Source organism: Pseudomonas sp. 2,4-D (genome assembly GCF_030418155.1).
GTDB lineage: Bacteria > Pseudomonadota > Gammaproteobacteria > Pseudomonadales > Pseudomonadaceae > Aquipseudomonas > Aquipseudomonas alloputida.
The window spans coordinates 1-25680 of sequence record NZ_JAUHUI010000046.1 but is presented as its reverse complement, the minus strand read 5'-3'; the positions used below and the strand labels follow the sequence as shown (position 1 = coordinate 25680).

The following is a 25680-nucleotide window of genomic DNA, read 5'->3' as shown; positions in this document are numbered from 1 at the left end:
CTCATTGGAGTGGATCTAATTATTAGGCAGCTAACCATGCCCTGCCCCACGAGGCAAGGCTCGGCCATGGTTACGCGTTCGATAATCGTCAAAAAGCATGACAAAGGTCAGCAGATGGCGCTTCTGCCTTCGATCCTGCATGCGTTTACAATTCGAATTCCGCCGCCAGCGCTGCGCGCACGCAATAGAGTACGCCCTCCGGCACCCGCGCCCCGAATTGCGGGGCAATGGCCGACACCGGTGGCAGCTCACCCTCACCATCAAGAAAGGCGTCCTGCACCTCCATCATCAGGTCTTCCGGCAGGTCGATGGCCTGGTCCAGACTCAGTTCCTGGCGGCCCAGCGCCTCGGCCAGCAGGCTATACACGTTCTTCTCGCTGCAATTGAGCTGCCCGGCGATCTGCGCCGGGGTCATGCCGGCACGGGCCAGGCTGACCAGTTCATGGCGCAGGTCGAGCACCACTTTCGGTGCCTCGTCGGTGCCACCGCTGTTGTTCAGCACTTCGAGGAACGCCTGGCCGTAGCGCTCCAGCTTGCGCGCCCCCACACCGCTGACCTGGGCCATGTCGCTGAGGCTGACCGGCTGGCTGCGCAGCATCTCCAGCAGTGTCGAGTCGGGGAAGATGACGTAGGGCGGCACACTGTGTTCTTCGGCCAGCTTGCGGCGCAGGGTACGCAGCGCTTCCCACAGATCGCGCTCTTCGGCACGCACCAGCTGGCTGGCCGGGCTGCCGCCGCTGGACGACGAGGTTTTGGCCGTGGTCTGCGGTTTGAGGTCACGGCGCAGTTGCAAGGTCACCTCGCCGCGCAGCAGCGGCCGGCAGCTGTCGGACAGGCGCAGTCCGCCGTAGCCTTCCAGGTCGATATCGACCAGCCCGCGCGCCACCAACTGACGGAACAGCGAGCGCCACTCCACCTCGGCCAAGCCTTTGCCAACGCCGAATACCGACAGCTTCTCGTGGCCGAAATTGCGCACCTTCTCGGTGTCCTTGCCCAACAGCACATCGACCAGGTGGCCAACACCATAGCGCTGGCCGGTGCGGAACACCGCCGACAGCGCCTGGCGGGCCGGCTCGGTGGCGTCCCAGGTCTGGATGTTGTCGACACAGTTGTCGCAGTGCCCGCACGGTTGTTCGAGGGTTTCGTCGAAGTAGGCCAGCAGCGTCTGGCGGCGGCAGCGCGTTTCTTCGCACAGCGCCAGCATGGCGTCCAGCTTGTGCTGCTCGATGCGCTTGTGGCGCTCGTCGCCTTCGGAGTTCTGCAGCATCTGCTTGAGCATCACCATGTCCTGCAGCCCGTAGGCCATCCAGGCATCGGAGGGCAGGCCGTCACGGCCGGCCCGGCCGGTTTCCTGGTAGTAGGCTTCAAGCGACTTGGGCAGGTCGAGGTGAGCAACGAAACGCACGTTGGGCTTGTCGATACCCATGCCGAAAGCAATGGTAGCGACCATGATCAGCCCTTCCTCGTTGAGAAAGCGGTGCTGGTTGGCCGCACGTGTCTCGGCGGCCAGGCCGGCGTGATACGGCAGCGCAGGGAAACCCTGACTGCAGAGGAAGGCGGCGGTTTCGTCGACCTTCTTGCGCGACAGGCAGTAGACGATGCCTGCGTTGCCACGACGTTCGCCGAGGAAGGCCATCAACTGCTTGCGCGGTGCCTCCTTGGGCACGATGCGGTAGAAGATGTTGGGCCGGTCGAAACTCGACAGGAAGCGCTCGGCGCCTTGCAGGTGCAGGCGCTGAACGATCTCCTCGCGGGTTCGCATGTCGGCTGTAGCGGTAAGCGCAATGCGCGGTACATGCGGAAACAGTTCGGCCAGCTGGCCCAGCTGCAGGTACTCTGGGCGGAAATCGTGCCCCCATTGCGATACACAGTGGGCCTCGTCAATAGCGAACAGCGAGATGTCCAGATCGCGCAGGAAGTCGAGCATGCGCGGCTGCACCAGGCGTTCCGGCGCAAGATACAGCATCTTGACTTCACCACGGCGCAAGCGCCCGGCCAGTTCACGCTGCTGCTCCGCCGTCAGGGTAGAGTTCAGGGCGGCCGCAGATACACCCAGCTCGTCAAGGGTGGCGACCTGGTCGTCCATCAGCGCGATCAGTGGCGATACCACCACCGTCAGGCCCGGGCGCAGCAGCCCCGGCACCTGGAAACACAGCGATTTGCCGCCACCGGTGGGCATCAGTACCAAGGCATCGCCGCCATTGGCCACGCATTCGATGATCGCTGCCTGGCGCCCACGGAAACTGTCGTAGCCGAAGATGTCCTTGAGAACGCGCTGAGCCTGTTCGAGCATGTGCAACTCCAAATCGCCGTACCATCCTGGATAAAGGCTGGACGAAAAACCCGCCCCGCACACGCCAAATGCGTAAGCGGTTTTTGCCAGGCAGCCGTTAAAACCTGCCCCTGGATGAAAAATCGCGGAGTATACCGCAGCACCGTGCTGCACATGCACCGCGGCGATAGACGTTCCCTTTGCCCCGCTGCCGCTGCAAGGTGCTAGAATTCGTTATCGTTTATTCCCCAAGGTAGCCCTGTAATGTCCTTCGCCGAGCAACTGACCCGCCTGCAAGCCTTCCTCGACGCCGACGAGCTGCACGAAGAAGCGCTGGACTATGTCGCCGCACACGGCTACCTCACCGCTCTTTCGATCAACGCCGAGGACGTGCCCGAGCGCGAATGGATCGACGCCCTGTTCGCCGAGGAGCCGCACTACGCCAGCGAAGCCCAGCGCACCGAGATCGAAGCCACCCTGGTGGCGCTCAAGGCGCACATTGCCCGCCAGCTGGCCAGCGACGAAGAATTCGACCTGCCCTGCGACCTCGACCTGACCGATGAGCCGGACGATTCCGACCTGCGCGGCTGGTGCATCGGCTTCATGGAAGGCGTGTTCCTGCGGGAAGAGGCGTGGTTCGAGAACGCCGAGGAAGAAGTCAGCGAGATGCTGCTGCCGATCATGGTGGGTTCGGGCTTGTTCGACGAGCAACCAGAGTTCGCCGATATCGCCAGCAACGCCAACCTGCAGGATGACATGATCGTGCAAATCCCCGAGGCATTGAGCGCACTGTTCCTGCTGCTGCACGCCCCTGACGAAAAACCGGCGCTGCTCAAGCCACGCCACCACTGAGCAACCTGTGCGCTACCTGCTGCTGGCCACTGGCTGGCTCAGCGTCGCGCTGGGGGTGCTGGGGATATTTTTGCCGGTATTGCCCACCACCCCATTCCTGCTTTTGGCGGCGGCCTGCTTTGCCCGCAGCTCGCCGCGCTTTCATCACTGGCTGGTCCATCATCCCAAGCTGGGGCCATGGATCCGTGACTACCTCAGTGGTGAAGGCATCCCCCTCAAGGGCAAGGTCTACGCCATCGGCCTGATGTGGGCCAGCATTGGCCTGTCGTGCTATCTGGTGCCGCTATTCTGGGCGCGCACCTTCATGTTGACCAGTGCCGTATTGGTCACCCTGTACATTCTCAGCCTGAAGACCCTGCACAAGCCGAGGTGACAATATTTTGTCGCCAAATATCGCTTTCGCCTAATCAACAACCTATTTATCCAAATTAGTTCTGGAACTACGCATAGCCCTTGTATCCATTGGTTTTCAAGGCACTTCTTGGGTTCATTTCGTGCGCTGGAATGCACACTTATTAGACAACAAAGATCTTATATGGCAATTTGATATGAATAAATCTTCTTATCTATCGCGTTGAATGTACTTAGCTGTGTTGTTAAAAACCTGCAACACTATACGCGATAAGTTTATCGTCATTTTTTTGGCGAACAGCAGGATCAATTCCAGGATCAGGGAGATGTACCATGCGCGTTTTGAACCCCATCACCAGTGCTTTACTGTTGGCCCTGGCGAGTGCCAACGTACAGGCGATGTCGATTACCGAGGCTGTCCAAAGCGCCGTGGACTACCACCCACAAGTCAGCTCCAACCGTAACAGCAAGCTGTCGGCCGATGAAGACGTGAAGTTCGCGCGTGGTGGCTACTACCCTTCCGTGGACCTGGTTGCCGGTTACGGCCGCCAGCGCTCGGACAACGCCACTACCCGCGCCGAGGGAAACCACAACAAGGAAACCCTCAACTACACCCAGTCCGAACTGCGCCTGCGGCAGATGATCTTCGACGGCTTCAACACCTCGAATGAAGTAGGCCGCACCGAGGCGGTCTCTACCTCCCGCGCCTATTACACTCAGGCCGTTGCCCAGGATGTCGCCCTGCGTGCAGTCGAGGTCTACCTGGAAGTGCTCAAACGCCGTGAACTGGTGACCCTGGCCAAGAACAACCTGCAAGCTCACCTGCGCGTCAACGACCAGATTGGCCTGCGCAACGAGCGCGGCGTCGGCAGCACCGCCGACCTCGACCAGTCCCGCGCCCGTCGTGCCCTGGCGGAAAACAACCTGGACACCGCCGAAGTCGACCTGGCCGATGCCGAGGCCAACTTCTTCAGCGTGATCGGTCGCGCCCCGGACGAGCTGGAAAGCCCGCAGAGCATCAAGGGCGAGGTGCCAGGCACCCTCGACGAAGCCCGCGATGGCATGCGTCAGAACAACCCGTACATCAAGTCTGCCCAGGCTGACGTCAACGCCGCCGAGAAGCAGTACGAAGTGGGCAAGTCGACCTTCTACCCACGCTTCGACGCCATTCTGGCAACCGGAGCCAACAACAACACCGGCGGCGAGAAAGGCCACAACAACAACGACTGGCAAGCTGGCGTGGAGATGAACTACAACCTGTTCCGCGGTGGCAGCGACAAGGCTCGCCTGCAGTCCGACGCGCACAAGATCAACCAGGCACTGGACATTCGCAACAACGCCCTGCGTGAGTTGACCGAGAACCTGAGCCTGGCGTGGAACGCCATGAACAACGCCAGCAAGCAGCTGCCGACCGCGCGTGAATACGCCGAGACCACCAAGCGTGTGCGTGCGGCCTACCAGGACCAGTTCGGCCTGGGCCAGCGCACCCTGCTGGACGTACTCGACAGTGAGAACGAGCTGTACAACGCCGACCGCCGCTACACCGAGGTGCGTTACACCGAAGAGTTCTCGCGCTACCGCGTACTGGCGACCATGGGTGAATTGCTGAGCAAACAGCATATTTCGTTGCCACCAGAGGCGCTGGCGACCACCGAAGTCCGCACCGAGGCGCGTCTGCCTGAGATGCGTTGAGCGGGTTTTAGGTAGCGGGGCTGCTTTGTGTTGCGAATGGTGCAAAGCAGCCCTCAACCCTCATTCGCGGCCATGATTACGCTGAAAAGTCTCTACGCCCATAGCCCTGATCTGCCCCTCGATCAACGCCTCGAACGGCGCCAGCAGTGCATCGAAGCAGGCCGGTTGTTCCAGCGTATTCAATGCCCCGACCACAGCCTCGATCGTCGACAATGCTCCCGCCTCCGGCGCTTTGCGCAACCGATAGCGTGAAGCGGCCACCTGCCCCAGCGTCACCCGTGGCAGCCCCCCAAGCAACGGGTTCAGGTACAGCAGCTTGCGCGCCTTGCGCCAGGTGCCGTCGGGCACGATCAGCAGCAAAGGTTTGTCGCCCGCCTCGCCATAGGCTGTCAGCACCTGGGCGTCATCCCCCGGGAACAGCAGCACCGGCTGGTATTCAGGGGTGGCGAGCAGGTCATGCAGGTCATCGAACACCTCTCCAATCCGCAGCTCGGCATTGTTCAGGCCAAGGGCAGCCAGGCGCGCCGTGTTCAGGGCATGGGCAGTTTCACTGGGGTGCTGCAGCAGGATCACACGGGTGCGGCTGTCGAGCGCGGGGATCAGTGGGCATAGGCAATGGTCGAACGGGCGCTGGCAGCGCTCGCAGCGGGGTCTGGGCATGGCGGTCTCCTTGGCGGGGACAGTTTGCCACATAACCGGGGCCCGCTTTGCGGGCCATTCGCTCCTGTAGGAGCGGGCTTGCCCTCGAACACGGGCGAAGCCCGTGCCTGCCTCCGCGTGGCCTGCTTCGCGGCCCCAGCGATTTCAGCGGTTGAACCTTTCCGCCAGGCTGTGCAGGTACTCCGCCATGCGCTCGAGGTCCTGGCTGATTTCCGCGCCTTGCCTGGCTTGCCCGGCACTCTGGTCGCACAGTTGGGCAATCCTCACGATCTGCTGGTTGATGTCTTCAGCCACATGGCTCTGCTGCTCCGATGCCGTGGCCATCTGCTGGCTCATGCCGGTGATGCGGCTGACCGCCACGGCAATCCCGCTCAGCGCCGCCTGCACCGCCTCGACACTGTGCACACTGTCCCGGGAAATCTGCTCGCCCCGGCTGGCAGTGCTCACCGCTCGCTCCGCCCCGGCCCTCAACGAGGCAATGATATGGTGGATCTCTTCGGTCGACGCGCGGGTACGCTGCGCCAAAGACCGCACTTCATCAGCCACCACGGCGAACCCACGCCCTTGCTCACCGGCGCGCGCTGCTTCAATGGCAGCGTTAAGCGCCAGCAGGTTGGTCTGCTCGGCAATCGAAGTGATCACGTCGACCACACTACCAATCGACTGGGTCTGCTCGGCCAAGGCGTTGACTGCCTGACCAATGTCATTGACCGCATCACTCATGCTGCCCATGGCTTGCAGGCTCTTCAGGGCCAGCTCGCTGCCCTGCTGCGCCAGCTGGTCGGCATCACCTGCCGCGTGCGCCGTGCTTTGCACGTTGTGGGTGACCTGCTGGATGGTAGCCGCCATCTGCGCGATAGCCGTGGCGGACTGGTCGGTCTCGCTGCGCTGGCGGTCGAGCATCTGCGCCTGCGCATCGGACAGGTCAGAGGATTGCGCAGCCCGCGATTTTACCCCGACCCCGGCATCCACCAGTCGGGTCAGGGCCGTTTGCAGACGGGCTTCTTCGCTGATGATGGCCAGATCGAGCTGGCCCCGCAGGCCCGAGTTGTCGCTGTAGGTCAGCGCCACCAGCGGGCTGGTGAAGGCCTTGGGGTGCTCGGCCAGCGTGCGGCGGACGGCCTGGTTCTGCCGGTGCTCGACCAGGTACCAGGCCAGCAGCAGGCTCGCCATCAGCACCCCAAGCGCCGCGTAAGGCGGCAACCACAGGTAACCCGCCGCCGACAGCACGCCTGCGACGATCAGCGGCCAGCCATGGCCCAGGCCGTGCCCCAGACGAGCAGCCCAGGGCACCGGGCTGCGGCCATCGCGCAAGCGCGCATACAGTGCCTCGGCACGGCGGATCTGCTCACGGGTGGGCACCGAGCGCACCGACTCGTAGCCACTGATCCGCCCCTGTTCGTATATCGCCGTGACGTAGGCGCTTACCCAGTAGTAATCGCCGTTCTTCGCCCGGTTCTTGACGATGCCCATCCAGGGTTTGCCCTGCTTGATGGTTTCCCACATATGGCCAAACACCGCCGGCGGCATGTCCGGGTGGCGCACCAGGTTGTGCGGTTGACCGATCAGTTCGTCGTAGGTAAACCCGCTGATCGCCACAAAGGCGTCGTTGCAGTAGGTGATGCGGCTGTTGAGGTCAGTCGTGGAAATCAGGCGTTGATCGCCGGAGAAGGTTCTTTCGTGCTCAGTGACGGGCAAATTCATGCGCATCTTGGGCGATCCTTGCAGGATGAAATAAGGGGAAATCATCAGCGCAAGTTGATATGTAGCAGAGCGCTATCAGGTTAGCGGCCAGCGTTTACCGGAATTTAACCCCCTCCCGACGGAATGCATGAATGCGTCGCATCTCAGCCCACGTTGAGCTGGCTTTTCAACAGGTCACGGAAGGTCTGGATCAACGGTTCGCGGCTGCGCCCGCGGCGAATGATCAGCGAGAACGGGGCCTGGTAACCAAAGGTCGACGGCGACAGCACGCGCAAGTCACCTTTGTCGACCCAGGCTTGGGCGTAGTGCTCGGGCAAGTAGCCAATATAGGCCCCGGAAAGGATCAGGATCAGCTGCGCCTCCATACTTTCAACTGTCGCAGCACTGTGTTTGAAGCCATGCCGGGCCAGTTCGGCCTGGCTCCAATAACCACGGCCGACCATGCGCTGCTGGGTCACCACCTGCTCGGGAATGCGCCGCTCGGCATACAACGGGTGGCGGCTGCTGCAGTACAGCCAATGCTGCTCGCGGTACAACGGCTGGTAGAGCAGACCGCTCATCCGCGAAGAAAACGCGCCTATGGCCAGGTCCAGGCGGTTGTCCTGCACACCCAGTTGCAGCTCGTAGGGGCTGGACACCGACAGGTGCAGGTGCACCGCCGGGTGCTCCTGGCTGTAGGCGCCGATGGCTTCGGCCAGCGGCAAGGCGCGGTCACCGACCGTGGAGTCGATCACCCCAAGGTTGAGGGTGCCACGCAATTCACCCTTGAGGGCGGCGGCATACTGCTCGAAACCGTCCAGCTCGGCCAGCAGGCGCAGGGTTTCCTGATGGAACAGCTCGCCCTTGCTGGTCAGGCTGAAGCCACCCCGCCCCCGGTGGCACAGCACGATACCCAAGGCGCCCTCCAGCTGGCTCATGTAGGTACTGATGGCCGAGGTCGACAGGTTCAGCTCGCGCTGGGCGTTGGCAAAGCCCTGGTGGCGCACCACGCTGATGAAGATGCGCAGCAGTTTCAGGTCGGGCAAGGTCGAGGCCATGGTGCAACGGTTCCACAAAGGGTATGTGCGCGCAGTCTAACTGCTCCACCCGGCTTTAGTTCAGAAAATCCTGAACTAAGTATTTGTCGGTAGCGATTCTTCCCCGGCACTCCCTTGAGCAGACTTGGCCGAAATGTCCCTACCCGCCGGCAAAACCCACGTGAATGGCGCGCGGCGGCACAGGTTCGAACAAACACAACAATCGACCGACTGATGAGGCCCACCGTGGACAAGACTCTCCACCAACCACTGGGCGGCAACGAAATGCCGCGTTTCGGCGGCATCGCCACCATGCTCCGCCTCCCCCACCTGCAAAGCGCCGAAGGCCTGGATGCTGCCTTCATCGGCGTACCACTGGATATCGGTACCTCGCTACGCTCCGGTACCCGCTTCGGCCCACGGCAGATCCGCGCCGAATCGGTGATGATCCGCCCGTACAACATGGCTACCGGTGCCGCCCCGTTCGACTCGCTGTCGGTAGCCGATATCGGTGATGTGGCAATCAACACCTTCAATCTGCTGGACGCCGTGCGCATCATCGAAGAAGCGTATGACGAGATCGTCGAGCACAACGTCATCCCCATGACCCTGGGTGGCGATCACACCATCACCCTGCCGATCCTGCGTGCGCTGCACAAGAAGCACGGCAAGATCGGCCTGGTGCACATCGATGCCCACGCCGACGTCAACGACCACATGTTCGGCGAGAAGATCGCCCACGGCACCACCTTCCGCCGCGCCGTGGAAGAAGGCCTGCTCGATTGTGACCGTGTGGTGCAGATCGGCCTGCGCGCCCAGGGCTACACAGCCGATGACTTCAACTGGAGCCGTCGCCAAGGCTTCCGCGTGGTCCAGGCCGAAGAGTGCTGGCATAAGTCGCTGGAGCCACTGATGGCCGAAGTGCGGGAAAAAGTCGGCGGCGGCCCGGTTTACCTGTCGTTCGACATCGATGGCATCGACCCGGCCTGGGCGCCCGGTACCGGTACCCCGGAAATCGGCGGCTTGACCACCATCCAGGCGATGGAGATCATTCGCGGCTGCCACGGCCTGGACCTGATCGGCTGTGACCTTGTCGAAGTCTCCCCGCCTTACGACACCACCGGCAACACCTCGCTGCTCGGTGCCAACCTGCTGTTCGAGATGCTCTGCGTGCTACCGGGCGTGGTGCGTCGTTAATACCGCTACACCCCGGCAGGAGCCATGAGGGAGGGCCACTGAGGCCCGCCAACACACGACAAGACCGCCGGGCGCGGTGAACCCGCCCGCATGGTCGATCTCGCCATAATAAAGATAATCGGGAGACCCCCAATGGCCTTGGACATTATTGTTGTAATGATCTACACCGCCGGCATGCTCGGGCTTGGCTGGTATGGCATGCGGCGCGCGAAAACCCATGAAGACTACCTGGTGGCCGGGCGCAATCTCGGCCCGGTGCTGTACATGGGCACCATGGCCACCACCGTGCTCGGTGGTGCTTCCACCGTCGGCACCGTGCGCCTGGGCTACGTCCACGGCATTTCCGGTTTCTGGCTGTGCGCAGCCCTGGGCCTGGGCATCATCGCCATCAACCTGTTCCTCGCCAAACCGCTGCTGCGCCTGCGCATCTTCACCGTGACCCAGGTACTGGAACAGCGCTACAACCCGACCGCACGCCAGGCCAGCGCCGTCATCATGCTGGCTTACGCGCTGATGATCGGTGTCACCTCGACCCTGGCCATGGCCACCGTCCTGCAGGTGCTGCTGGACCTGCCGTTCTGGGCTTCACTGATGCTCGGCGGCGGTGTGGTAGTGCTGTACTCCACCATTGGCGGCATGTGGTCGCTGACACTGACCGATATCGTCCAGTTCGTGATCAAGACCGTCGGCCTGATGTTCATCCTGCTGCCGGTGTGCCTGTACAAGGCCGGTGGCTGGGACACCCTGGTGGCCAAATTGCCAGCGGCCAGCTTCCAGCTGACTACCATTGGCTGGGACACCATCATCACTTACTTCCTGATCTACTTCTTTGGCATCCTCATCGGCCAGGACATCTGGCAGCGGGTGTTCACCGCCCGTGACGAAAAGGTCTGTCAGCGTGCCGGTACCACCGCTGGTGTGTACTGCGTGCTGTATGGCCTGGCCTGTGCTGCGATCGGCATGGCTGCGCATGTGCTGATGCCCGACCTGGCCAACCCGAACAACGCCTTTGCCGAGATGATCAAGACCACCCTGCCCGATGGCATCCGTGGCCTGCTGATGGCAGCAGCGCTGGCGGCCATGATGTCCACCGCCAGCGCCGGTCTGCTGGCTGCCTCGACCACCGTGACCGAAGACCTGCTGCCCAAGTTGCGTGGTGGCAAGCAGTCGAGCCTGGGTACCAGCCGCCTGTTCACCCTGCTCACCGGCCTGGTGGTGCTGGGCATCGCGCTGGTGGTAAATGATGTGATCAACGCCCTGACCCTGGCTTATAACCTGCTGGTCGGCGGCATGCTGATCCCGCTGATCGGGGCGATCTTCTGGAAGCGTGCGACCACCGCAGGCGCGATTGCCAGCATGTCGCTGGGCTTTGCTACCGCCCTGCTGTTCATGTTCCTGGACGGGCTGGAGGCCAATACGCCAATCTACTACAGCCTGGCAGTAGGGCTGGTGAGCTTTGTGGGGGTGAGCCTGGCGTCACGCAAGTCGGTGGCAGCGGTAAAGCTGGCCTGACTGCTGTACCGGCCCTTTCGCTTGTAGGAGCGGGCTTGCCCGCGAAAGGGCCGGCACAGGCAATAGACAATCAGCAGACACAAAAAGGCCGCTGCACCAAACCGGGTGAAGCGGCCTTTGTCGTTAATCAGCGCCGACGCGGTTGACGTTTGCGCTGCTCTTCATCAGTCGGGATCGGCACCGGCTGCAAGGGTGGTGGAATCAGCCCCAAGGCGACAGCAAGGTCATGGAGCCAGTTTGACAGTGGTTTATTCATAATGCCCCCTTGACGGGTCAGCCTCACGGCAAATCAATCCTGCAATGTTTCATACAGATCATAGCCCGATGTCCTGTATTACGCATGCCTCTGTTCCTACAGATAAGGGCGATTTTGACGCGGATCAAGCCGTGGCGGCGCATTCCGACGACTGGTTAATCGTTTCGCTTTGTTGCAGGTCGATCCATGCCTGCAGATTAGCCCCACGCATGCCCTGGCGCCACATCAGCCAGGTGACCGCCTGATCGAAAGGTGCCTGCAGCGGGTGCACCCTCACCCGATCACGTCCAGGCAGGCTGTCGAGCATCGACTGGGCCATCATTGCCACACCCGCACCCGCGATCACACAGGCCAGCATGCTCTGGTACGACTCGATCTCCATCACACGCCCCATCGGCGTATGGGCATGGGCATACCAGGCCTCCAGGCGCATGCGGTACGAGCAGCCCTGGCGGAAGGTGAACACCGCCTTGCCCGCCACGTCCTTGGCTGTGAAGACCGCCGGGTGCTCAGGGCTGGTGATCAGTACCAGTTGCTCATCGCACAGCGGCACGCCATCCAGCCCGGCAAGGCTCGGTGGCCCGTCCACAAGAGCAGCATCCAGGGTGTGGTTCAACAGCCCTTCAAGCAACTCGCCGCTGGGTGCTGCACGCACTTGCAGGTTCACCTGCGGGTAAGCCTGATGATAGCGCGCCAGCAACGCCGGCAGGTGGGTCGCCGCCGTGCTGTACATGGTCCCCAGCACGAAGTCCCCAGCCGGCTGACCGCCACGCACGGCGCCCAGCGCTTCGTCGCGCAAGGCGGACATACGGTTGGCATAGTCCAGCAGCACCTTGCCTGCTGGCGACAGTTGCAGGCGCTGGCGTTCGCGCAGGAACAGTTCGACGCCCAGCTGCTCCTCGAGTTGGCGCAGGCGCGTGGAAAGGTTTGATGGCACTCGATGCAGACGCTCTGCGGCGCGGGTAACCGAACCTTCCTCGGCCACGGCCTGGAAGATACGCAGTTGGCTGAATTCCACAGCATTCTCCAAAACAGAACAACTTGATCATCATTATTCAATTTTATTGAAAAACAAAGCGCCTTAACCTGCCATCTATCGCTTACCTGCGCAGGAGACCTGTCATGTCGCCACTCATTCAACTGCTCGCCAGCGCCGTGGCGCTGATGATGGCCATGGGCATCGGCCGTTTCGCCCTCACCCCGCAACTGCCGCAACTGATTGCCGAAGGCCAGTTCGACCTGACAGTCGCCGGGCTGGTCGCGGCGGCCAATTACCTGGGCTATTTCGTGGGTGCGGTGGACGCCATGTTCGCCCGCTCGCCAGGCCAGGTACGGCTGCGCCTGCATGGGGGGCTGTGGCTGTGTGTGCTGCTGACCCTGGCCTCCTGGGCTGCCAACGGCTTCTGGGGGCACCTGCTGCTGCGCTTTGGCACAGGCGTAGCCAGCGCCTGGGTGCTGGTGATGATCACCAGCCTCAGCCAGCAAGTAGCCACTGCGCACAACCGCCAACGCCTGGGAGCGCTGGTATTCGCCGGGCCCGGCCTCGGTATCGCCGTGACCGGGCTACTGGCACTGGTTGCGCATGTGCTGGGGCTTGGCTCGGCAGCCCTGTGGCTGATCTATGCCATGGCTGCGCTGGTGATGCTGCTGGCAGTGCTGCCGTGGTTGCCACGGGCATTGCAAGCGGCACCGACTCAGTCGCCAGTACGGCAAGGCCCGACGCGCAATGTCGGCACTGGCCGCCTGGGGTTGGTGTATGGCCTGTATGGCATGGGCTACATCCTGCCGGCCACCTTTCTGTCACAGATGGCCAATCAGCAGTTTCGCGGACAGTGGCTGGCGGACCTGTTCTGGCCGGCGTTTGGCCTTGCGGCGGCGCTGGGCGTGTTGCTGGTGAGCGTGCGCCGTGGTGGCCGCACGTCAACCTGGTTGACCGCCACCCTGTGGTTGCAAGGGCTGGGTGTGGTGGCCTGCCTGATGGGTGGGGGTATCGGGCTGGCGCTGGGTGTCGCGCTGTGTGGCGGGCCGTTCCTGGCATGCATGCAACTGGTCATGCAACGCTCGCGCGAGTTGGCGCCACAGGCCACACAGCGCAATGCCGGGCTGCTGACCGCATGCTTTGCCTTGGGGCAGTTGAGTGGGCCGCTGTTGGCGGCGCTCAGCAGCCACTACAGCGGTGGGCTGCAACCGGCATTGATGCTGGCGGCGGGCGGGTTGGTGGTGGCTGGCGGGTTGGTCCAGTTGCCGGGTGATGCACAACAAGGAAGCGCCTGTCAGGCCAAGGTTGCATCCTGAGCAGGTACAGGCAACACATCACCCTACCAACCGCCGCAATTGTTGTTTCACCCAAGGCTCGGCACTGACCAGGATCACACCCAACAACACCATCAACGCCCCCACCACGAAATTCGCACTGAGCGGCTCATCCAGCAGCAAAACGCCAAAGGTCACCCCAAACAATGGGGTAATGAAGGAAAACACCGCGAGGTTCGACGCCAGGTATTTGCGCAGCAACCAGAACCAAGTGAGGTAGCTGATGAACGACACCACAATCCCCTGGAACAATACACTGCCCATCGCCAGCGGCGTCAGCGACACCGCGCCGATCTGCCCGCTGAGCAGGGCGATCAGCAACAGCCCGGCAAAACCGACCGCCAGCTGATAGAACAGGGTCAAGGTCGCTGGCGCCTCCGACAACCGCGAGCAGCGCACCACCACCGTGGTCGCGCCCCAGGCCAGCCCGGCGATCACGCCAAAGGCATCACCCAGCAAGGTGCGGCCGTCCATGTGCTCGAACGAAGTGCCACCGGCAAAGGCCATGGCAATGCCGCCGAAGGCCAGCAGAATGCCCAGCCACTGCAGCAGCCGCAAGCGTTCACTGGGTAGCCGAAAATGCAGGCCCAAGGCGGTAAATACCGGCGCGGTATAGAGGAATACCGACATGTGCGCCGCCGAGGTCAGTTTCAGCCCTTCGGCAATGAACAGAAACTCCACCCCGAACAGCCCGCCCGCCACCAGCCCTGCGCGCCAAGTGCTGCCGACCTGCTCCCAGCCACCCCGCCAGCACAGCATCAGGGCTACCAGCACAGCGGCAATGCCATTGCGCAGTGCTGCCTGCATCACCGGCGCGATATCGACGGCGGCGGTCTTGATCAGTACCTGCTGGCAGCCCCAGATCAGGCAAAGGCCCAGCATTACCTGGAAGGCAAAGGCGTCAGGGTTCTTGCGGACCGCGCTCATAAGCGGGCCTCTGGGGTGATCGTAGGCATGGGCAAGGCTCGGCAGCGTTCAGAGGCTACCGATTATCGGGTTTTGAATGCTGCACTTGCCAGCCTTAAAACGACCTCAAGCAATCTGTGCCTTCGCAGATACCCGTTCGAACGTCGTTTCGTCCAGCGCATCCTCCTGCTCATCCAGCACCTGGCGCGGGTGCTCGAAGCCGGGGATGCTGCTGTCGATCAGGCTCATCAAGCGCGAGCCGCGTTCGGTCAGGACGAAGTTTTCGCCATTGCCGCCGTCCTCTTCAGGCCGGCATTCAATGAATCCGCGCTCAAATAGCAGCTTTTCATACTCGCATGCACGGGTTTTCAGGTGATCCACGTCACCCACCGGCTCACCCTTGGCGGCCAGTGCAGCAGCATGCTGCTCGGCATAGGGGCGGGGCGTGAAGCTGTGACCGGCGCCGTTCTGCACTTCGTGCAGCAAGCGTTCGATCAGGTCCCAGTCGTAGGCGATGCTCATGGCTACGGGCTCCTGCTGTGGACGAAAGGGGTACACAGGTTGGGACCTGCCAAGGTTGCCAAGCGTTCCAAAGCGCTTAGCGCTGGCGTTGTTGCGCTTGCATGTACTGGCGCAGCAACTGATTGATGCGGGTCTGGTAGCCGCTGCCCTGCTCCTTGAACCAGGCGAGGACATCTGAGTCCAGTCGAATGGTCACCGTCTGCTTGGCGGGAACGCGCAGCTCGGCCTGGCGGAAAAAGTCCTGGTCCAGTTCAGGGATATCTGATGTGTCGATATCCTTGTCGTCCTGTCGGGCCAGGCGGCTCCAGTCAGTTCTCGATGATTTGGTCATAGTACCTGGCCTCCCGTTTGGTGGCTTTTCTTGCAGAAATGATGCGCATCACCGCACCCCGCCTCTCCGTGTACACGACGACACCTATCAGCGCCTTTAGCCATCCTAGGCTGACCCAACGTTCTTCAGCACATTCCACATCCTCATCACGCCGGATCAACATGGGATGGTTGAACATGTCAGGAACGTCGGCAAAGTCGATGCCGTGCTTGCGGATATTGCTCTGGTTTTTCCCTTCGTCCCATTCAAAGAACATGGGACGACCTGTATTTACAGCTGTACATACAATACCCCCTCTTTTCCTTCGAGACTAGAGCGATGTAGCGTGCTGCTCAACGGCGCTGGAGGGATACGGGAGCGTTTCAGAAACGGACTACCACCACCAAAGAAATCTTCCATCGGTCGCAAACCCTGAACTTCCCTGCCCCCACAGCCCTCCACCGGGCATCACCACCGCCGGAGGTTGGAAGGATGAAACCGCTACTGCCCATAGCCTGTGCCACTGCCCTGCTCTGCGCCCTGCCCGCTTGGGCCTGCACACCTGAAGAAGCAACGCAGAAACGTGAGGAGCTGGCCGGGCTGGTTACTCAGTTGACCGAGCAGAACCCGCAAAAGGCCAAGGAGATCAATGATGAGCTTCAGGGGATGGATCTGGGGACGGCGAGCAAGGACTTGCCCGACAAGTGTCAGCTGATCGACCAACGGATCAAGGAGTTGAAACAGGCAGAGAAAAAGGCGGAGTGATCGTTCGTCGCCTGCGCACGCCCTTCGCAGATGCGAACTTGCGTCGCTTCTGCAAAGGGCCTGCGTGAGTCTTATTCAGCAGCAGGCTTGCGCTTCTTCAGCGGTGCCAGGCCGTCAGCACTGGCCAGAGGCGCGTTGGCCTTCGGCTTGGCAGTAGGCTTGCGCTTGGCTGCGGCTTTCTTGTCGCCAGTCTTCTTCTCGACCTTTTTCTTCTTGCTACCAGCCGCCTTGCCCGAGGCCTTGACCTTCTTCGGCCCGTTGTAGGTGCCCTTCACTTCCTTGATGACCCGGCGCTCGAACTGCTGCTTGAGGTAGCGCTCGATGCTCGACATCAGGTTCCAGTCGTTGTGGGTGATCAACGAGATCGCCAGGCCTTCGCCACCGGCACGGCCGGTACGGCCCACACGGTGTACGTACTCGTCACCGCTACGTGGCATGTCGAAGTTGATCACCAGGTCCAGGCCGTCGATATCCAGGCCACGGGCTGCCACGTCGGTCGCCACCAGCACTTTGGAGCTGCCCTGCTTGAAGCGCTCGATGGCCAGCTTGCGGTCCTTCTGGTCCTTTTCGCCATGCAGCACGAAAGCCTTCACGTCCTTGGCCACCAGGTGACCGTAGATGCGGTCGGCCATGGCGCGGGTGTTGGTGAAGATGATCGCCTTGTCGAAGGTTTCGTTGGCCAGCAACCACTGCGCGATCTGCTCTTTATGCTGGTCGTGGTCGGCGGTAATGATCTGCTGGCGAGTGCCTTCAGCCAGTTGCGAGACACTGTTGAGCATCAGGTGTTCAGGGTCTTTCAGCACCTTGCCGATGATGTCGCGCAGGGCCGCGCCACCGGTGGTAGCCGAGAACAGCAAGGTCTGCTCGCGGTTTTCGCACTCTTTGCACAGGCGCTCCATGTCTTCGGCAAAGCCCATGTCGAGCATGCGGTCGGCTTCGTCCAGGATCAGGACCTGCACGTGGGACAGGTCGAGGTTGCCGGCATTGAGCTGCTCGAGCAGGCGACCCGGGGTGCCGATCAGCACGTCAGGCACCTTGCGCAGCATGGCGGCCTGTTCCTTGAAGTCTTCACCGCCGGTGACCAGGCCCGCCTTGACGTAGGTGAACTGCGAGAACAGCTGCACTTGCTTGAGGGTCTGCTGGGCCAGCTCGCGGGTCGGCAGCAGGATCAGCGAGCGGATCTCGACGCGCCCGCCTTTCAGGTCGACCAGGCGGTTGAGCAGCGGCAGGACGAACGCCGCGGTCTTGCCGCTGCCGGTCTGCGCAGTCACACGCAGATCACGCCCTTGCAGGGCCAAGGGGATGGCCGCGGCCTGCACCGGGGTTGGCTCAACAAATTTAAGCTCGGCCACGGCTTTAAGCAGGCGTTCATGCAGGGCGAATTGGGAGAACACGGAGGTAACCTCAGACAAGTGCGGGAAATTCAGTTGCATAGGGTAACGTTTTCTGCCGCCTTAGCCGAATTTCTTTTGGCAACTTTGTCGCTATCCGCGCTCTAATACGGCTTCGTTTCGCAACAAGACTGTACGCAAGCCCATGGATATCCAACGAATCTGGCGTGACTCCCTCGACCTGTGGGGCACCCTCGACCAACATCCCATGCTGCACGCCGCCATCGGTCTGGCGGTACTGCTGCTCATCTCCCTGGTAGTCGGCCGCCTGGCGCGCTTCCTGATACTGCACGGCGCGCGCCTGCTGGCCCGCCAGCCTGCGCTGAAGTGGCTGGACGACCTGCGCCACAACAAGGTGTTCCACCGCCTGGCGCAAACGACCCCGTCACTGGTGCTGCAATTCGGCCTGAAGCTGGTGCCTGAGCTGTCCGACACCGCCCAGCACTTCCTCGGCAATGTCGCCCTGGCCTTTACCCTGCTGTTCATGACCATGGCGCTGTCATGCCTGCTGGATGCCCTGCTCGACATCTATGCCCGTACCGAACATGCCCGCACCCGCTCGATCAAGGGCTACGTGCAACTGGCCAAGATGATGCTGTGGATCTTCGCCTCGATCGTCATCGTCGCTACCCTGATCGACCGCTCGCCGCTGTTGCTGCTGTCCGGCCTGGGTGCGATGTCGGCGGTGCTGCTGTTGGTGTACAAGGACACCCTGCTGTCGTTCGTCGCCAGCGTGCAGTTGACCAGCAACGACATGCTGCATGTGGGTGACTGGATCGAAATGCCGCAGGTAGGCGCCGATGGCGACGTGGTGGACATCACCTTGCACACGGTGAAAGTGCAGAACTTCGACAAGACCATCGTCTCCATCCCCACCTGGCGCCTGATGAGCGAGTCATTCCGCAACTACCGCGGCATGCAGCAGTCCGGTGGCCGGCGCATCAAGCGCAGCCTGTTCATCGACGCCGCCGGCGTGCGCTTCCTCACCCGCGAAGAAGAACAGCGCCTGAGCCAGGTGCAGCTACTGAGTGACTACCTGGCGGGCAAGCGCCAGGAACTGCAAAACTGGAACGAGGCGCTGGGGCCAGTGGCGGACCTTTCGGCCAACCGCCGCAAGCTGACCAACATCGGCACCTTCCGCGCGTTCGCCCTGGCTTACCTGAAGAACCACCCCAATATTCACCCGAACATGACCTGTATGGTGCGGCAGATGCAGACCACCGCCGAAGGCGTGCCGCTGGAGATCTACTGCTTCACCACCACCACGGTGTGGGCGGATTACGAACGGATCCAGGGAGATATCTTCGACTACCTGCTGGCGGTATTGCCGGAGTTCGGCTTGAGCCTGTATCAGCAGCCGAGTGGCAATGACATGCGCGTGGGGTTGGCGGGGCGCACGGCGGCAGAGCCGATGCCGCGTCGCCTTGAAGAGATGAACGAGGCCTGAGATTGCCGGGGCTGCCTAGCAGCCCCGGATCAAAGGGCGCGTCAGGCCTTGCCGGCCAGCGGTGCTTGCGCGCGACCACCCAGGCGGCTCAGCCACACCGACGCCAGGATGATCCCCCCGCCGATGAACAGCCGCCCTAGCGGCTCGTGCTGGTTCCAGATCAACAGGTTCAGCAGCAGCCCCACCGGCACATGCAGGTTGTTCATCACCGCCAGCGTACCGCCAGAAACCAGGCATGCACCTTTGTTCCACCAGTACAGCCCCAGCGCCGTCGGACACAGCCCCAGGAACAACAGCACCAGCCATTGCACGTCAGTGCTCGGCAGGTGCTGAGTGTTGCCGAACAGCAAGAAAGCCGGCAGCACCACCAGCAACGCGCCGAGGTAAAAGTACCCAAAGCGCGCGTAGTGTGGCAGGTCGCTGGGATGGCGAGCGACCAGGTGACGGTACAGCACCTGGCCAGCGGCGTAGGTAAAGTTAGCCAGTTGCAGCAGCAGGAAGCCGATGAAGAACTCGCCGCTGATGCTGTCGAAGCGGATCACGGCAGCACCGGCCACGGCGACCAGCGCGGCCACTAGCGCCCAAGCGTTGAAGCGCCGGTTCAGGGCATCTTCGATCAAGGTCACGTGTAGCGGCGTGAGGATCGTGAACAGCAGCACCTCCGGTACGGTAAGCACGCGGAAACTCAGGTACAGGCAGACGTAGGTGATGCCGTACTGCAAGGCGCCAATCAGCAGCATGGAACGCATGAAGCGTGGCTCGACCTGGCGCCAGCGGGTCAGCGGCAGGAACACCAGGCCGGCCAGCAGCACCCTGGCGAGCACTGCGAAATAGCTGTCGACGTGCCCGGCCAGGTACTCGCCGATCAGGCTGAAGGAAAACGCCTGGATCAGCGCGACGATTATCAGGTAGCCCATGGTTGCCTCTCGTGAATCAAGGCGGCGACCTTAGCGGGTTGCGGCGAATGAGTTCAACCATGAGGAATGTAGGGGCTGTACCGGCCTCTTCGCGGGCACGCCCGCTCCCACAGGGACCTGTATATCTTCCGGCAAGCGAATAGGCCGGCACTGACCACCAAAAAACCCCAGGCATAAAAAAACCCGGCCATACAAGCCGGGCAGGTACACCCAAAGGAGCAAAAACAGGTGTCAGGGTTGGGAATTCGTGATGCCTCAGGCCACCGCCGCCAACTTGGCCTTGGCTTGGTTGACGCCCTTCTCGTGGAACTCGCCGCTCATGTTCAGGCCTTCGGCATGGATGAAGTCGACATCGTGGATGCCGATGAAAGCCATCACCTGGCGCAGGTACGGTTCCTGGTGGTCACTGCTGGCACCCGCATGGATGCCGCCGCGGGCAGTCAGGACAATGGCGCGCTTGCCGGTCAGCAGGCCTTGCGGGCCGGTCGGGGTGTATTTGAAGGTGATGCCGGCACGCAGCACATGGTCCAGCCAGGCTTTCAGGGTGCTGGGGATGGTGAAGTTGTACATGGGCGCAGCCATCACCAGTACGTCGGCAGCCAACAACTCATTCGTCAGTTCGTTGGAACGGGCCAGGGCCTCCAGTTCGGCGGCGCTGCGCTGTTCTTCGGGCTTCATCCAGCCACCCAGCAGGTTCGCGTCCAGGTGGGGAACCGGGCTTACTGCCAGGTCGCGCACAGTGATCTGATCGGCCGGGTGAGCGGCCTGCCATTGCTGAATGAAGTCCTTGGTCAGCTGACGGGAAACGGAATCCTGCTGGCGGGCGCTGCTTTCGATGATCAGTACGCGGGACATGGGGGGTGCCTCCATCGGCAAAAAAGGGTGCGATTCGATGGAGGTGAGATTAAGGCTTGACCTATCGATAAAAAAGCGTAAAAAGTGGGTCCAATCTATCGATTAATCAGTTTATTCCGCGCTGCAGTTCAAGGCGATCCGCAGTTTGATGATTTGCCGATTGAATTTCGCGGTGACATCGACGCTTTTACCCGCCGGTACGTTCACCCGGCGCACCCGTGGTGCCTCTGGGCCATTGCGGAAGGTCACCTTGCACGCCGCCGGGACCTGCCCATAGTTGTTGAGGGTGATGGCGCCAATGTCATAGGCCGTGTCATAGGCGGTGTAGTCGAGCTTGACCCCGGTCAGCTCCTTCTCCACATCGATGGGATAAGCCATGGCCCCGAGGGGCAGGCACATCAGTATTGCCGCACAACATTTCTTCATGGGCCGCTCTCCTTGAAAGAGCGCAGCTTAGGACAACAGGAGCGAAAGATGAAAGCGCCGCGCGTAACCCTTGACCAGTGGCGAACCCTGCAAGCAGTGGTCGATCACGGCGGGTTTGCCCAGGCCGCCGAGGCCTTGCACCGCTCGCAGTCATCGGTCAGCTACACCGTGGCCCGCATGCAGGAGCAGCTGGGCGTCCCGCTGTTGCGCATCGATGGCCGCAAGGCGGTGCTGACCGAGGCCGGCAATGTGCTGCTGCGCCGCTCGCGCCACCTGGTCAAGCAGGCCAGCCAGCTCGAAGACCTGGCCCACCACATGGAACAGGGCTGGGAAGCCGAGGTGCGCCTGGTGGTCGATGCCGCCTACCCCAGCGCCCGTCTGGTACGCGCGCTGGCTGCGTTCATGCCACAAAGCCGCGGCTGTCGGGTGCGCCTGCGTGAAGAAGTGCTGTCTGGCGTGGAGGAAGTGATGCACGAAGGCATCGCCGACCTGGCCATCAGCAGCTACAGCATCGGCGGCTACCTGGGCGCCGAGTTGAGCGCAGTGGAGTTCATCGCCGTCGCCCACCCCGAACACAGCCTGCACCGCCTGGGACGCGAACTGACCTTCCAGGACCTGGAAAGCCAGCTGCAGGTTGTGATTCGTGACTCCGGGCGCGCCCAACCGCGCGACGTGGGCTGGCTGGGCGCCGAGCAGCGCTGGACCGTCGGCAGCCTGGGCACCGCCGCCACCTTCGTCAGCAGCGGCCTGGGTTTTGCCTGGCTGCCCCGTCACATGATCGAGCGCGAGCTGCGCGAGGGCGTGCTCAAGCCATTGCCGCTGGATCAGGGTGGCAGCCGCCACCCACTGTTCTACCTTTATTCGAGCAAAGAGAAGACCCTGGGCCCGGCCACGCAGATTCTCATCGACCTGCTGCGCAATTTCGACACCGCGCCACTGGACGTGCCCTTCGCAGCCCCCCCACAAGCCTGAGAGGACCGCGCCCATGGCCTATTTCGAACACGAAGGATGCACGCTGCATTACGAGGAATATGGCCAGGGCGAACCCTTGGTGCTGCTGCACGGCCTGGGCTCCAGTTGCCAGGACTGGGAGTTGCAGGTGCCGGTGCTCAGCGGCCACTACCGGGTGATACTCATGGACATCCGCGGCCACGGTCGCTCCGACAAACCCGCTGACGGTTACCAGATCGCCACCTTCAGTGCCGACCTGCTGGCCCTGCTCGAACACTTGCACACAGGCCCGGTGCATTTCGTCGGCCTGTCCATGGGCGGCATGGTCGGCTTCCAGTTTGCCGTCGACCACCCACAATGGTTGCGCAGCCTGTGCATCGTCAACAGCGCCCCCGAGGTCAAGCGTCGCACCCGCAGTGACTGGCTATGGTGGTTCAAACGCTGGAGCCTGGCGCGCGTGCTCAGTGTCGAAACCGTCGGCAAGGGGCTGGCCGAGCGGCTGTTCCCCAAACCACAACAAGCAGACCTGCGGCAGAAGATGGCCCAGCGCTGGGCGCGCAACGACAAACGCGCCTATCTCAAGAGCTTCGACGCCATCGTCGACTGGGGCGTGCAGGAACGCATCGGGCAGATTCACTGTCCTACCCTGGTGATCGCCGCCGACCACGATTACACGCCGATACAACTGAAACAGCGCTATGTCGCCCTCATACCCAACGCCAGGCTGGTCGTCGTCGACGATTCCCGGCACGCTACCCCCCTCGATCAACCCGAGGTCTTCAACCAGACCCTGCTGCAGTTCCTCGCAGCCGCTTCCACCTCTCAAGGATCTTTGAGCCCATGCTGAAAAAACTCCTGCTCACCGCCTGCTCGGTCGCCTTCGCCACCAGTGTCATGGCTTCCGACAAGACCCCGCACGTCCTGCTGGACACCAGCTTCGGCCAGGTCGAAATCGAGCTGAACGCCGAGAAGGCACCGCTCAGTACCAAGAACTTCCTGGAGTACGTGGACAGCGGCTTCTACAACAACACCATCTTCCACCGCGTGATCCCGGGGTTCATGGTCCAGGGCGGTGGGTTCACTGACCAGATGGTGCAAAAAGATACCAAGGCCCCGATCAAGAACGAGGCCAGCAACGGCCTGCAGAACACCCGCGGCACCCTGTCGATGGCACGCACGTCCAACCCGAACTCGGCCACCAGCCAGTTCTTCATCAACGTCGCCGACAACGACTTCCTCAACCCGGGCCGCGACGCCGGTTATGCCGTGTTCGGCAAAGTGACCAAGGGCATGGAAGTGGTCGACCAGATCGTCAACTCGCCGACCACCGTCAAGAAAGGCATGCGTGATGTGCCGAGCGACCCGGTGTACATCAAGTCGGCCAAACGCATCGACTGACCGCAGGCTTTCACAAGGATGTGAAACCGCCTGAGGGCCGGATGGAACAGGAGTGTCACCACCCATGCTGTACCGCCGTTTCGAACAACTGATCGACATCTTTCGCGAAGCCCCCAGTGAATCGCCGCCGACGACCGTGTGGCCGTTCTACCTGTACTACCTGCGCCAGGTATGGCCCAGTTTTCTTGCGCTGCTGGTGGTCGGCCTGTTCGCCTCGCTGATCGAGGTGGCGATGTTCAGCTACCTCAGCCGGATCATCGACCTGGCCCAGGGTACGCCCAATGCCAATTTCTTCAGCCAGCACAGCGGCGAGCTGATCTGGATGCTGGTTGTAATTCTGCTGCTGCGGCCATTGTTCTTCGGCCTGCACGATCTGCTGGTGCACCAGACCATCAACCCCGGCATGACCAGCCTGATCCGCTGGCAAAACCATACCTATGTGCTCAAGCAGAGCCTGAACTTCTTTCAGAGCGACTTCGCCGGGCGTATTGCCCAGCGCATCATGCAGACCGGCAACTCGCTGCGCGATTCCGCCGTGCAGGCGGTGGACGCGTTATGGCATGTGCTGATCTACGCCATCACCTCGCTGGTGCTGTTCGCCGAGGCCGACTGGCGCCTGATGCTGCCGCTGCTGGCGTGGATCGTCAGCTACATTGCCGCACTGTTCTACTTCGTGCCACGGGTCAAGGAGCGCTCGGTAGTGTCTTCGGACGCACGTTCCAAGCTGATGGGGCGTATCGTCGACGGCTACACCAACATCGCAACGCTGAAGCTGTTTGCCCACACCGACTACGAACAGCAGTACGCGCGTGAGGCAATCCGCGAGCAGACCGAGAAAACCCAGCTGGCCTCCCGGGTGATCACCAGCATGGACGTGGTCATCACCACCCTCAATGGCCTGCTGGTGGTCGCCACCACCGGCCTTGCCCTGTGGCTGTGGAGCCAATCGCTGATCACCGTGGGTGCCATCGCCCTGGCCACTGGCCTGGTGATCCGCATCGTCAACATGTCGGGCTGGATCATGTGGGTGGTCAACGGCATCTTCGAGAACATCGGCATGGTGCAGGACGGCCTGCAGACCATCGCCCAGCCGGTCACCGTCACCGACCTGCCCAATGCGCCGGCCCTGAAGGTCAGCCGCGGCGCGGTGCGTTTCGATGACGTCGACTTCCATTACGGCAAGGCCACCAATGTCATAGAAGGGCTCAACCTGGACATCCGCCCGGGCGAGAAAATCGGTTTGATTGGCCCGTCCGGGGCAGGCAAGTCGACCCTGGTCAACCTGCTGTTGCGCCTGTACGACGTGCAGGGTGGGCGCATCCTCATCGACGGCCAGGACATTGCCAAGGTGAGCCAGGCCAGCCTGCGTGCACAGATCGGCATGATCACCCAGGATACGTCGCTGCTGCACCGTTCGATTCGCGAAAACCTGCTGTACGGCCGCCCCGGTGCCAGCGATGCAGAACTGCACGAAGCTGTGCGCCGCGCGCGGGCTGACGAGTTCATCCCTCAGCTTTCGGATGCCCAGGGCCGCACCGGTTTCGATGCCCATGTGGGCGAACGCGGGGTCAAGCTGTCGGGTGGCCAGCGTCAGCGTATCGCCATTGCACGGGTGCTGCTGAAGAACGCGCCAATCCTGATCATGGACGAGGCCACCTCGGCGCTGGATTCGGAAGTGGAAGCGGCGATCCAGGAAAGCCTGGAGACGCTGATGCAGGGCAAGACGGTAATCGCCATTGCCCACCGGCTTTCCACCATTGCCCGTATGGACCGGCTGGTGGTGCTGGACAAGGGACGAATTGTCGAAAGTGGCAGCCACAGTGAGTTGCTGGAGCAGCAAGGGCTGTATGCCCGGTTGTGGCACCACCAGACCGGAGGTTTTGTCGGGGTCGATTGACACCTGCGCGGCCTTTTCGCGGGTAAACCCGCTCCTACACAGGTTCGCTATCGTTGTAGGAGCGGGTTTA

26 protein-coding genes are annotated in these 25680 nt (G+C 62.0%); 12 read left to right on the top strand and 14 right to left on the bottom strand.

The features are described from left to right. Positions 1-145: 145 nt before the first annotated feature. A complete protein-coding gene (recQ, locus tag QYE47_RS23485; protein ID WP_041166861.1) occupies positions 146-2293 on the bottom strand; it encodes a DNA helicase RecQ in 2148 nt (715 codons plus the stop codon). A gap of 243 nt (positions 2294-2536) precedes the next feature. On the opposite strand from recQ, the gene QYE47_RS23480 reads away from it, so the two are divergent. The 3 genes from QYE47_RS23480 to QYE47_RS23470 all read left to right on the top strand — a co-directional run bounded on the left by QYE47_RS23480 (position 2537) and on the right by QYE47_RS23470 (position 5167). Next, positions 2537-3124, top strand: coding sequence for a YecA family protein (locus QYE47_RS23480; protein ID WP_010955200.1), 588 nt, complete (start codon positions 2537-2539; stop codon positions 3122-3124). A 7-nt stretch (positions 3125-3131) separates the two neighbouring features. After that, positions 3132-3497, top strand: a complete 366-nt coding sequence (locus QYE47_RS23475; RefSeq protein ID WP_014590077.1) for a YbaN family protein — start codon at positions 3132-3134, stop codon at positions 3495-3497. 311 nt (positions 3498-3808) lie between these two features. Beyond that, complete coding sequence (locus tag QYE47_RS23470) at positions 3809-5167, top strand: TolC family outer membrane protein (RefSeq protein ID WP_012051559.1); 1359 nt, start codon at positions 3809-3811, stop codon at positions 5165-5167. Positions 5168-5227: 60 nt separating this feature from the next. Here the strand turns inward: QYE47_RS23470 and QYE47_RS23465 are convergent, their stop codons facing one another. The 3 genes from QYE47_RS23465 to QYE47_RS23455 form a co-directional block, all read right to left on the bottom strand. Continuing rightward, complete coding sequence (locus QYE47_RS23465) at positions 5228-5827, bottom strand: tRNA-uridine aminocarboxypropyltransferase (protein WP_014590075.1); 600 nt, start codon at positions 5825-5827, stop codon at positions 5228-5230. Between the two features lie 144 nt (positions 5828-5971). Next, on the bottom strand, positions 5972-7537 hold the full coding sequence (locus QYE47_RS23460; RefSeq protein ID WP_014590074.1) for a PAS domain-containing methyl-accepting chemotaxis protein: 1566 nt from the start codon (positions 7535-7537) through the stop codon (positions 5972-5974). Between the two features lie 137 nt (positions 7538-7674). Further along, entirely contained in the window at positions 7675-8568 is an 894-nt protein-coding gene (locus QYE47_RS23455) for a LysR family transcriptional regulator (RefSeq protein WP_003254585.1), read from the bottom strand. Between the two features lie 225 nt (positions 8569-8793). On the opposite strand from QYE47_RS23455, the gene speB reads away from it, so the two are divergent. Both speB and QYE47_RS23445 read left to right on the top strand, forming a co-directional pair. Beyond that, complete coding sequence (gene speB, locus QYE47_RS23450; protein WP_003254586.1) at positions 8794-9744, top strand: agmatinase; 951 nt, start codon at positions 8794-8796, stop codon at positions 9742-9744. A gap of 132 nt (positions 9745-9876) precedes the next feature. Beyond that, on the top strand, positions 9877-11256 hold the full coding sequence (locus tag QYE47_RS23445) for a sodium:solute symporter (RefSeq protein WP_014590073.1): 1380 nt from the start codon (positions 9877-9879) through the stop codon (positions 11254-11256). A 127-nt stretch (positions 11257-11383) separates the two neighbouring features. On the opposite strand, the gene QYE47_RS23440 is transcribed toward QYE47_RS23445, so the two are convergent. Then, positions 11384-11512, bottom strand: coding sequence for a PA1414 family protein (locus QYE47_RS23440; RefSeq protein ID WP_009683677.1), 129 nt, complete (start codon positions 11510-11512; stop codon positions 11384-11386). A gap of 124 nt (positions 11513-11636) precedes the next feature. After that, positions 11637-12530, bottom strand: a complete 894-nt coding sequence (locus tag QYE47_RS23435) for a LysR family transcriptional regulator (protein ID WP_014590072.1) — start codon at positions 12528-12530, stop codon at positions 11637-11639. A 104-nt stretch (positions 12531-12634) separates the two neighbouring features. On the opposite strand from QYE47_RS23435, the gene QYE47_RS23430 reads away from it, so the two are divergent. Further along, the gene (locus QYE47_RS23430) at positions 12635-13807 is read left to right on the top strand and encodes an MFS transporter (protein ID WP_014590071.1); all 1173 of its coding nucleotides are present in this window, start codon (positions 12635-12637) and stop codon (positions 13805-13807) included. Positions 13808-13825: 18 nt separating this feature from the next. Here QYE47_RS23430 and QYE47_RS23425 read toward each other — a convergent pair whose 3' ends face one another. The 4 genes from QYE47_RS23425 to QYE47_RS23410 all read right to left on the bottom strand — a co-directional run bounded on the left by QYE47_RS23425 (position 13826) and on the right by QYE47_RS23410 (position 15840). Continuing rightward, on the bottom strand, positions 13826-14752 hold the full coding sequence (locus tag QYE47_RS23425; protein WP_014590070.1) for a DMT family transporter: 927 nt from the start codon (positions 14750-14752) through the stop codon (positions 13826-13828). 105 nt (positions 14753-14857) lie between these two features. Continuing rightward, positions 14858-15253 (bottom strand): hypothetical protein, encoded by a 396-nt coding sequence (locus QYE47_RS23420; protein WP_014590069.1) that lies wholly within the window; start codon positions 15251-15253, stop codon positions 14858-14860. A 76-nt stretch (positions 15254-15329) separates the two neighbouring features. After that, positions 15330-15584, bottom strand: coding sequence for a BrnA antitoxin family protein (locus QYE47_RS23415; RefSeq protein WP_004576871.1), 255 nt, complete (start codon positions 15582-15584; stop codon positions 15330-15332). Beyond that, positions 15562-15840, bottom strand: a complete 279-nt coding sequence (locus tag QYE47_RS23410) for a BrnT family toxin (protein WP_014590068.1) — start codon at positions 15838-15840, stop codon at positions 15562-15564. Before QYE47_RS23410 ends, QYE47_RS23415 begins: the two co-directional genes overlap by 23 nt. A 215-nt stretch (positions 15841-16055) precedes the next feature. Here QYE47_RS23410 and QYE47_RS23405 point away from each other — a divergent pair, with 215 nt between their 5' ends. Continuing rightward, a complete protein-coding gene (locus tag QYE47_RS23405; protein ID WP_012051554.1) occupies positions 16056-16328 on the top strand; it encodes a hypothetical protein in 273 nt (90 codons plus the stop codon). A 71-nt stretch (positions 16329-16399) separates the two neighbouring features. Here the strand turns inward: QYE47_RS23405 and QYE47_RS23400 are convergent, their stop codons facing one another. Continuing rightward, complete coding sequence (locus QYE47_RS23400; protein WP_019437579.1) at positions 16400-17761, bottom strand: DEAD/DEAH box helicase; 1362 nt, start codon at positions 17759-17761, stop codon at positions 16400-16402. A gap of 103 nt (positions 17762-17864) precedes the next feature. Between QYE47_RS23400 and QYE47_RS23395 the strand changes: the two genes are divergently transcribed. Beyond that, complete coding sequence (locus QYE47_RS23395) at positions 17865-19166, top strand: mechanosensitive ion channel family protein (protein WP_014590066.1); 1302 nt, start codon at positions 17865-17867, stop codon at positions 19164-19166. Between the two features lie 41 nt (positions 19167-19207). Here the strand turns inward: QYE47_RS23395 and QYE47_RS23390 are convergent, their stop codons facing one another. From QYE47_RS23390 to QYE47_RS23380, 3 genes are all read right to left on the bottom strand, one after another. After that, positions 19208-20083 (bottom strand): carboxylate/amino acid/amine transporter, encoded by an 876-nt coding sequence (locus tag QYE47_RS23390; protein WP_003254607.1) that lies wholly within the window; start codon positions 20081-20083, stop codon positions 19208-19210. A 255-nt stretch (positions 20084-20338) separates the two neighbouring features. Next, positions 20339-20938 carry an FMN-dependent NADH-azoreductase gene (locus QYE47_RS23385; RefSeq protein ID WP_014590065.1) on the bottom strand — a complete coding sequence of 200 codons (600 nt, stop codon included), beginning with the start codon at positions 20936-20938 and terminating at the stop codon, positions 20339-20341. Positions 20939-21049: 111 nt separating this feature from the next. After that, positions 21050-21364: a hypothetical protein gene (locus QYE47_RS23380; protein WP_012051530.1), complete on the bottom strand. Its 315-nt coding sequence runs from the start codon at positions 21362-21364 to the stop codon at positions 21050-21052. A 48-nt stretch (positions 21365-21412) separates the two neighbouring features. On the opposite strand from QYE47_RS23380, the gene QYE47_RS23375 reads away from it, so the two are divergent. The 4 genes from QYE47_RS23375 (at position 21413) to QYE47_RS23360 (ending at position 25610) form a co-directional block, all read left to right on the top strand. Continuing rightward, a complete protein-coding gene (locus QYE47_RS23375; RefSeq protein WP_003254610.1) occupies positions 21413-22336 on the top strand; it encodes a LysR family transcriptional regulator in 924 nt (307 codons plus the stop codon). Between the two features lie 13 nt (positions 22337-22349). Continuing rightward, entirely contained in the window at positions 22350-23162 is an 813-nt protein-coding gene (locus tag QYE47_RS23370; protein ID WP_014590064.1) for an alpha/beta hydrolase, read from the top strand. Beyond that, positions 23156-23713 (top strand): peptidylprolyl isomerase A, encoded by a 558-nt coding sequence (locus QYE47_RS23365; protein ID WP_014590063.1) that lies wholly within the window; start codon positions 23156-23158, stop codon positions 23711-23713. The genes QYE47_RS23370 and QYE47_RS23365 overlap by 7 nt, the downstream gene beginning before the upstream one ends. 64 nt (positions 23714-23777) lie before the next feature. Further along, on the top strand, positions 23778-25610 hold the full coding sequence (locus tag QYE47_RS23360; RefSeq protein ID WP_014590062.1) for an ABC transporter ATP-binding protein: 1833 nt from the start codon (positions 23778-23780) through the stop codon (positions 25608-25610). Positions 25611-25680 lie beyond the last annotated feature (70 nt).

What these genes read in the sequence shown, in the direction of transcription:
- recQ (WP_041166861.1), bottom strand. Translation starts at nt 2,293, where the DNA reads ATGCTCGAACAGGCTCAGCGCGTTCTCAAGGACATCTTCGGCTACGAC.
- QYE47_RS23480 (WP_010955200.1), top strand. Translation starts at nt 2,537, where the DNA reads ATGTCCTTCGCCGAGCAACTGACCCGCCTGCAAGCCTTCCTCGACGCC.
- QYE47_RS23470 (WP_012051559.1), top strand. Translation starts at nt 3,809, where the DNA reads ATGCGCGTTTTGAACCCCATCACCAGTGCTTTACTGTTGGCCCTGGCG.
- QYE47_RS23465 (WP_014590075.1), bottom strand. Translation starts at nt 5,827, where the DNA reads ATGCCCAGACCCCGCTGCGAGCGCTGCCAGCGCCCGTTCGACCATTGC.
- QYE47_RS23460 (WP_014590074.1), bottom strand. Translation starts at nt 7,537, where the DNA reads ATGCGCATGAATTTGCCCGTCACTGAGCACGAAAGAACCTTCTCCGGC.
- QYE47_RS23455 (WP_003254585.1), bottom strand. Translation starts at nt 8,568, where the DNA reads ATGGCCTCGACCTTGCCCGACCTGAAACTGCTGCGCATCTTCATCAGC.
- QYE47_RS23445 (WP_014590073.1), top strand. Translation starts at nt 9,877, where the DNA reads ATGGCCTTGGACATTATTGTTGTAATGATCTACACCGCCGGCATGCTC.
- QYE47_RS23440 (WP_009683677.1), bottom strand. Translation starts at nt 11,512, where the DNA reads ATGAATAAACCACTGTCAAACTGGCTCCATGACCTTGCTGTCGCCTTG.
- QYE47_RS23430 (WP_014590071.1), top strand. Translation starts at nt 12,635, where the DNA reads ATGTCGCCACTCATTCAACTGCTCGCCAGCGCCGTGGCGCTGATGATG.
- QYE47_RS23425 (WP_014590070.1), bottom strand. Translation starts at nt 14,752, where the DNA reads ATGAGCGCGGTCCGCAAGAACCCTGACGCCTTTGCCTTCCAGGTAATG.
- QYE47_RS23420 (WP_014590069.1), bottom strand. Translation starts at nt 15,253, where the DNA reads ATGAGCATCGCCTACGACTGGGACCTGATCGAACGCTTGCTGCACGAA.
- QYE47_RS23415 (WP_004576871.1), bottom strand. Translation starts at nt 15,584, where the DNA reads ATGACCAAATCATCGAGAACTGACTGGAGCCGCCTGGCCCGACAGGAC.
- QYE47_RS23410 (WP_014590068.1), bottom strand. Translation starts at nt 15,840, where the DNA reads ATGTTCTTTGAATGGGACGAAGGGAAAAACCAGAGCAATATCCGCAAG.
- QYE47_RS23405 (WP_012051554.1), top strand. Translation starts at nt 16,056, where the DNA reads ATGAAACCGCTACTGCCCATAGCCTGTGCCACTGCCCTGCTCTGCGCC.
- QYE47_RS23400 (WP_019437579.1), bottom strand. Translation starts at nt 17,761, where the DNA reads ATGCAACTGAATTTCCCGCACTTGTCTGAGGTTACCTCCGTGTTCTCC.
- QYE47_RS23395 (WP_014590066.1), top strand. Translation starts at nt 17,865, where the DNA reads ATGGATATCCAACGAATCTGGCGTGACTCCCTCGACCTGTGGGGCACC.
- QYE47_RS23390 (WP_003254607.1), bottom strand. Translation starts at nt 20,083, where the DNA reads ATGGGCTACCTGATAATCGTCGCGCTGATCCAGGCGTTTTCCTTCAGC.
- QYE47_RS23385 (WP_014590065.1), bottom strand. Translation starts at nt 20,938, where the DNA reads ATGTCCCGCGTACTGATCATCGAAAGCAGCGCCCGCCAGCAGGATTCC.
- QYE47_RS23380 (WP_012051530.1), bottom strand. Translation starts at nt 21,364, where the DNA reads ATGAAGAAATGTTGTGCGGCAATACTGATGTGCCTGCCCCTCGGGGCC.
- QYE47_RS23375 (WP_003254610.1), top strand. Translation starts at nt 21,413, where the DNA reads ATGAAAGCGCCGCGCGTAACCCTTGACCAGTGGCGAACCCTGCAAGCA.
- QYE47_RS23370 (WP_014590064.1), top strand. Translation starts at nt 22,350, where the DNA reads ATGGCCTATTTCGAACACGAAGGATGCACGCTGCATTACGAGGAATAT.
- QYE47_RS23365 (WP_014590063.1), top strand. Translation starts at nt 23,156, where the DNA reads ATGCTGAAAAAACTCCTGCTCACCGCCTGCTCGGTCGCCTTCGCCACC.
- QYE47_RS23360 (WP_014590062.1), top strand. Translation starts at nt 23,778, where the DNA reads ATGCTGTACCGCCGTTTCGAACAACTGATCGACATCTTTCGCGAAGCC.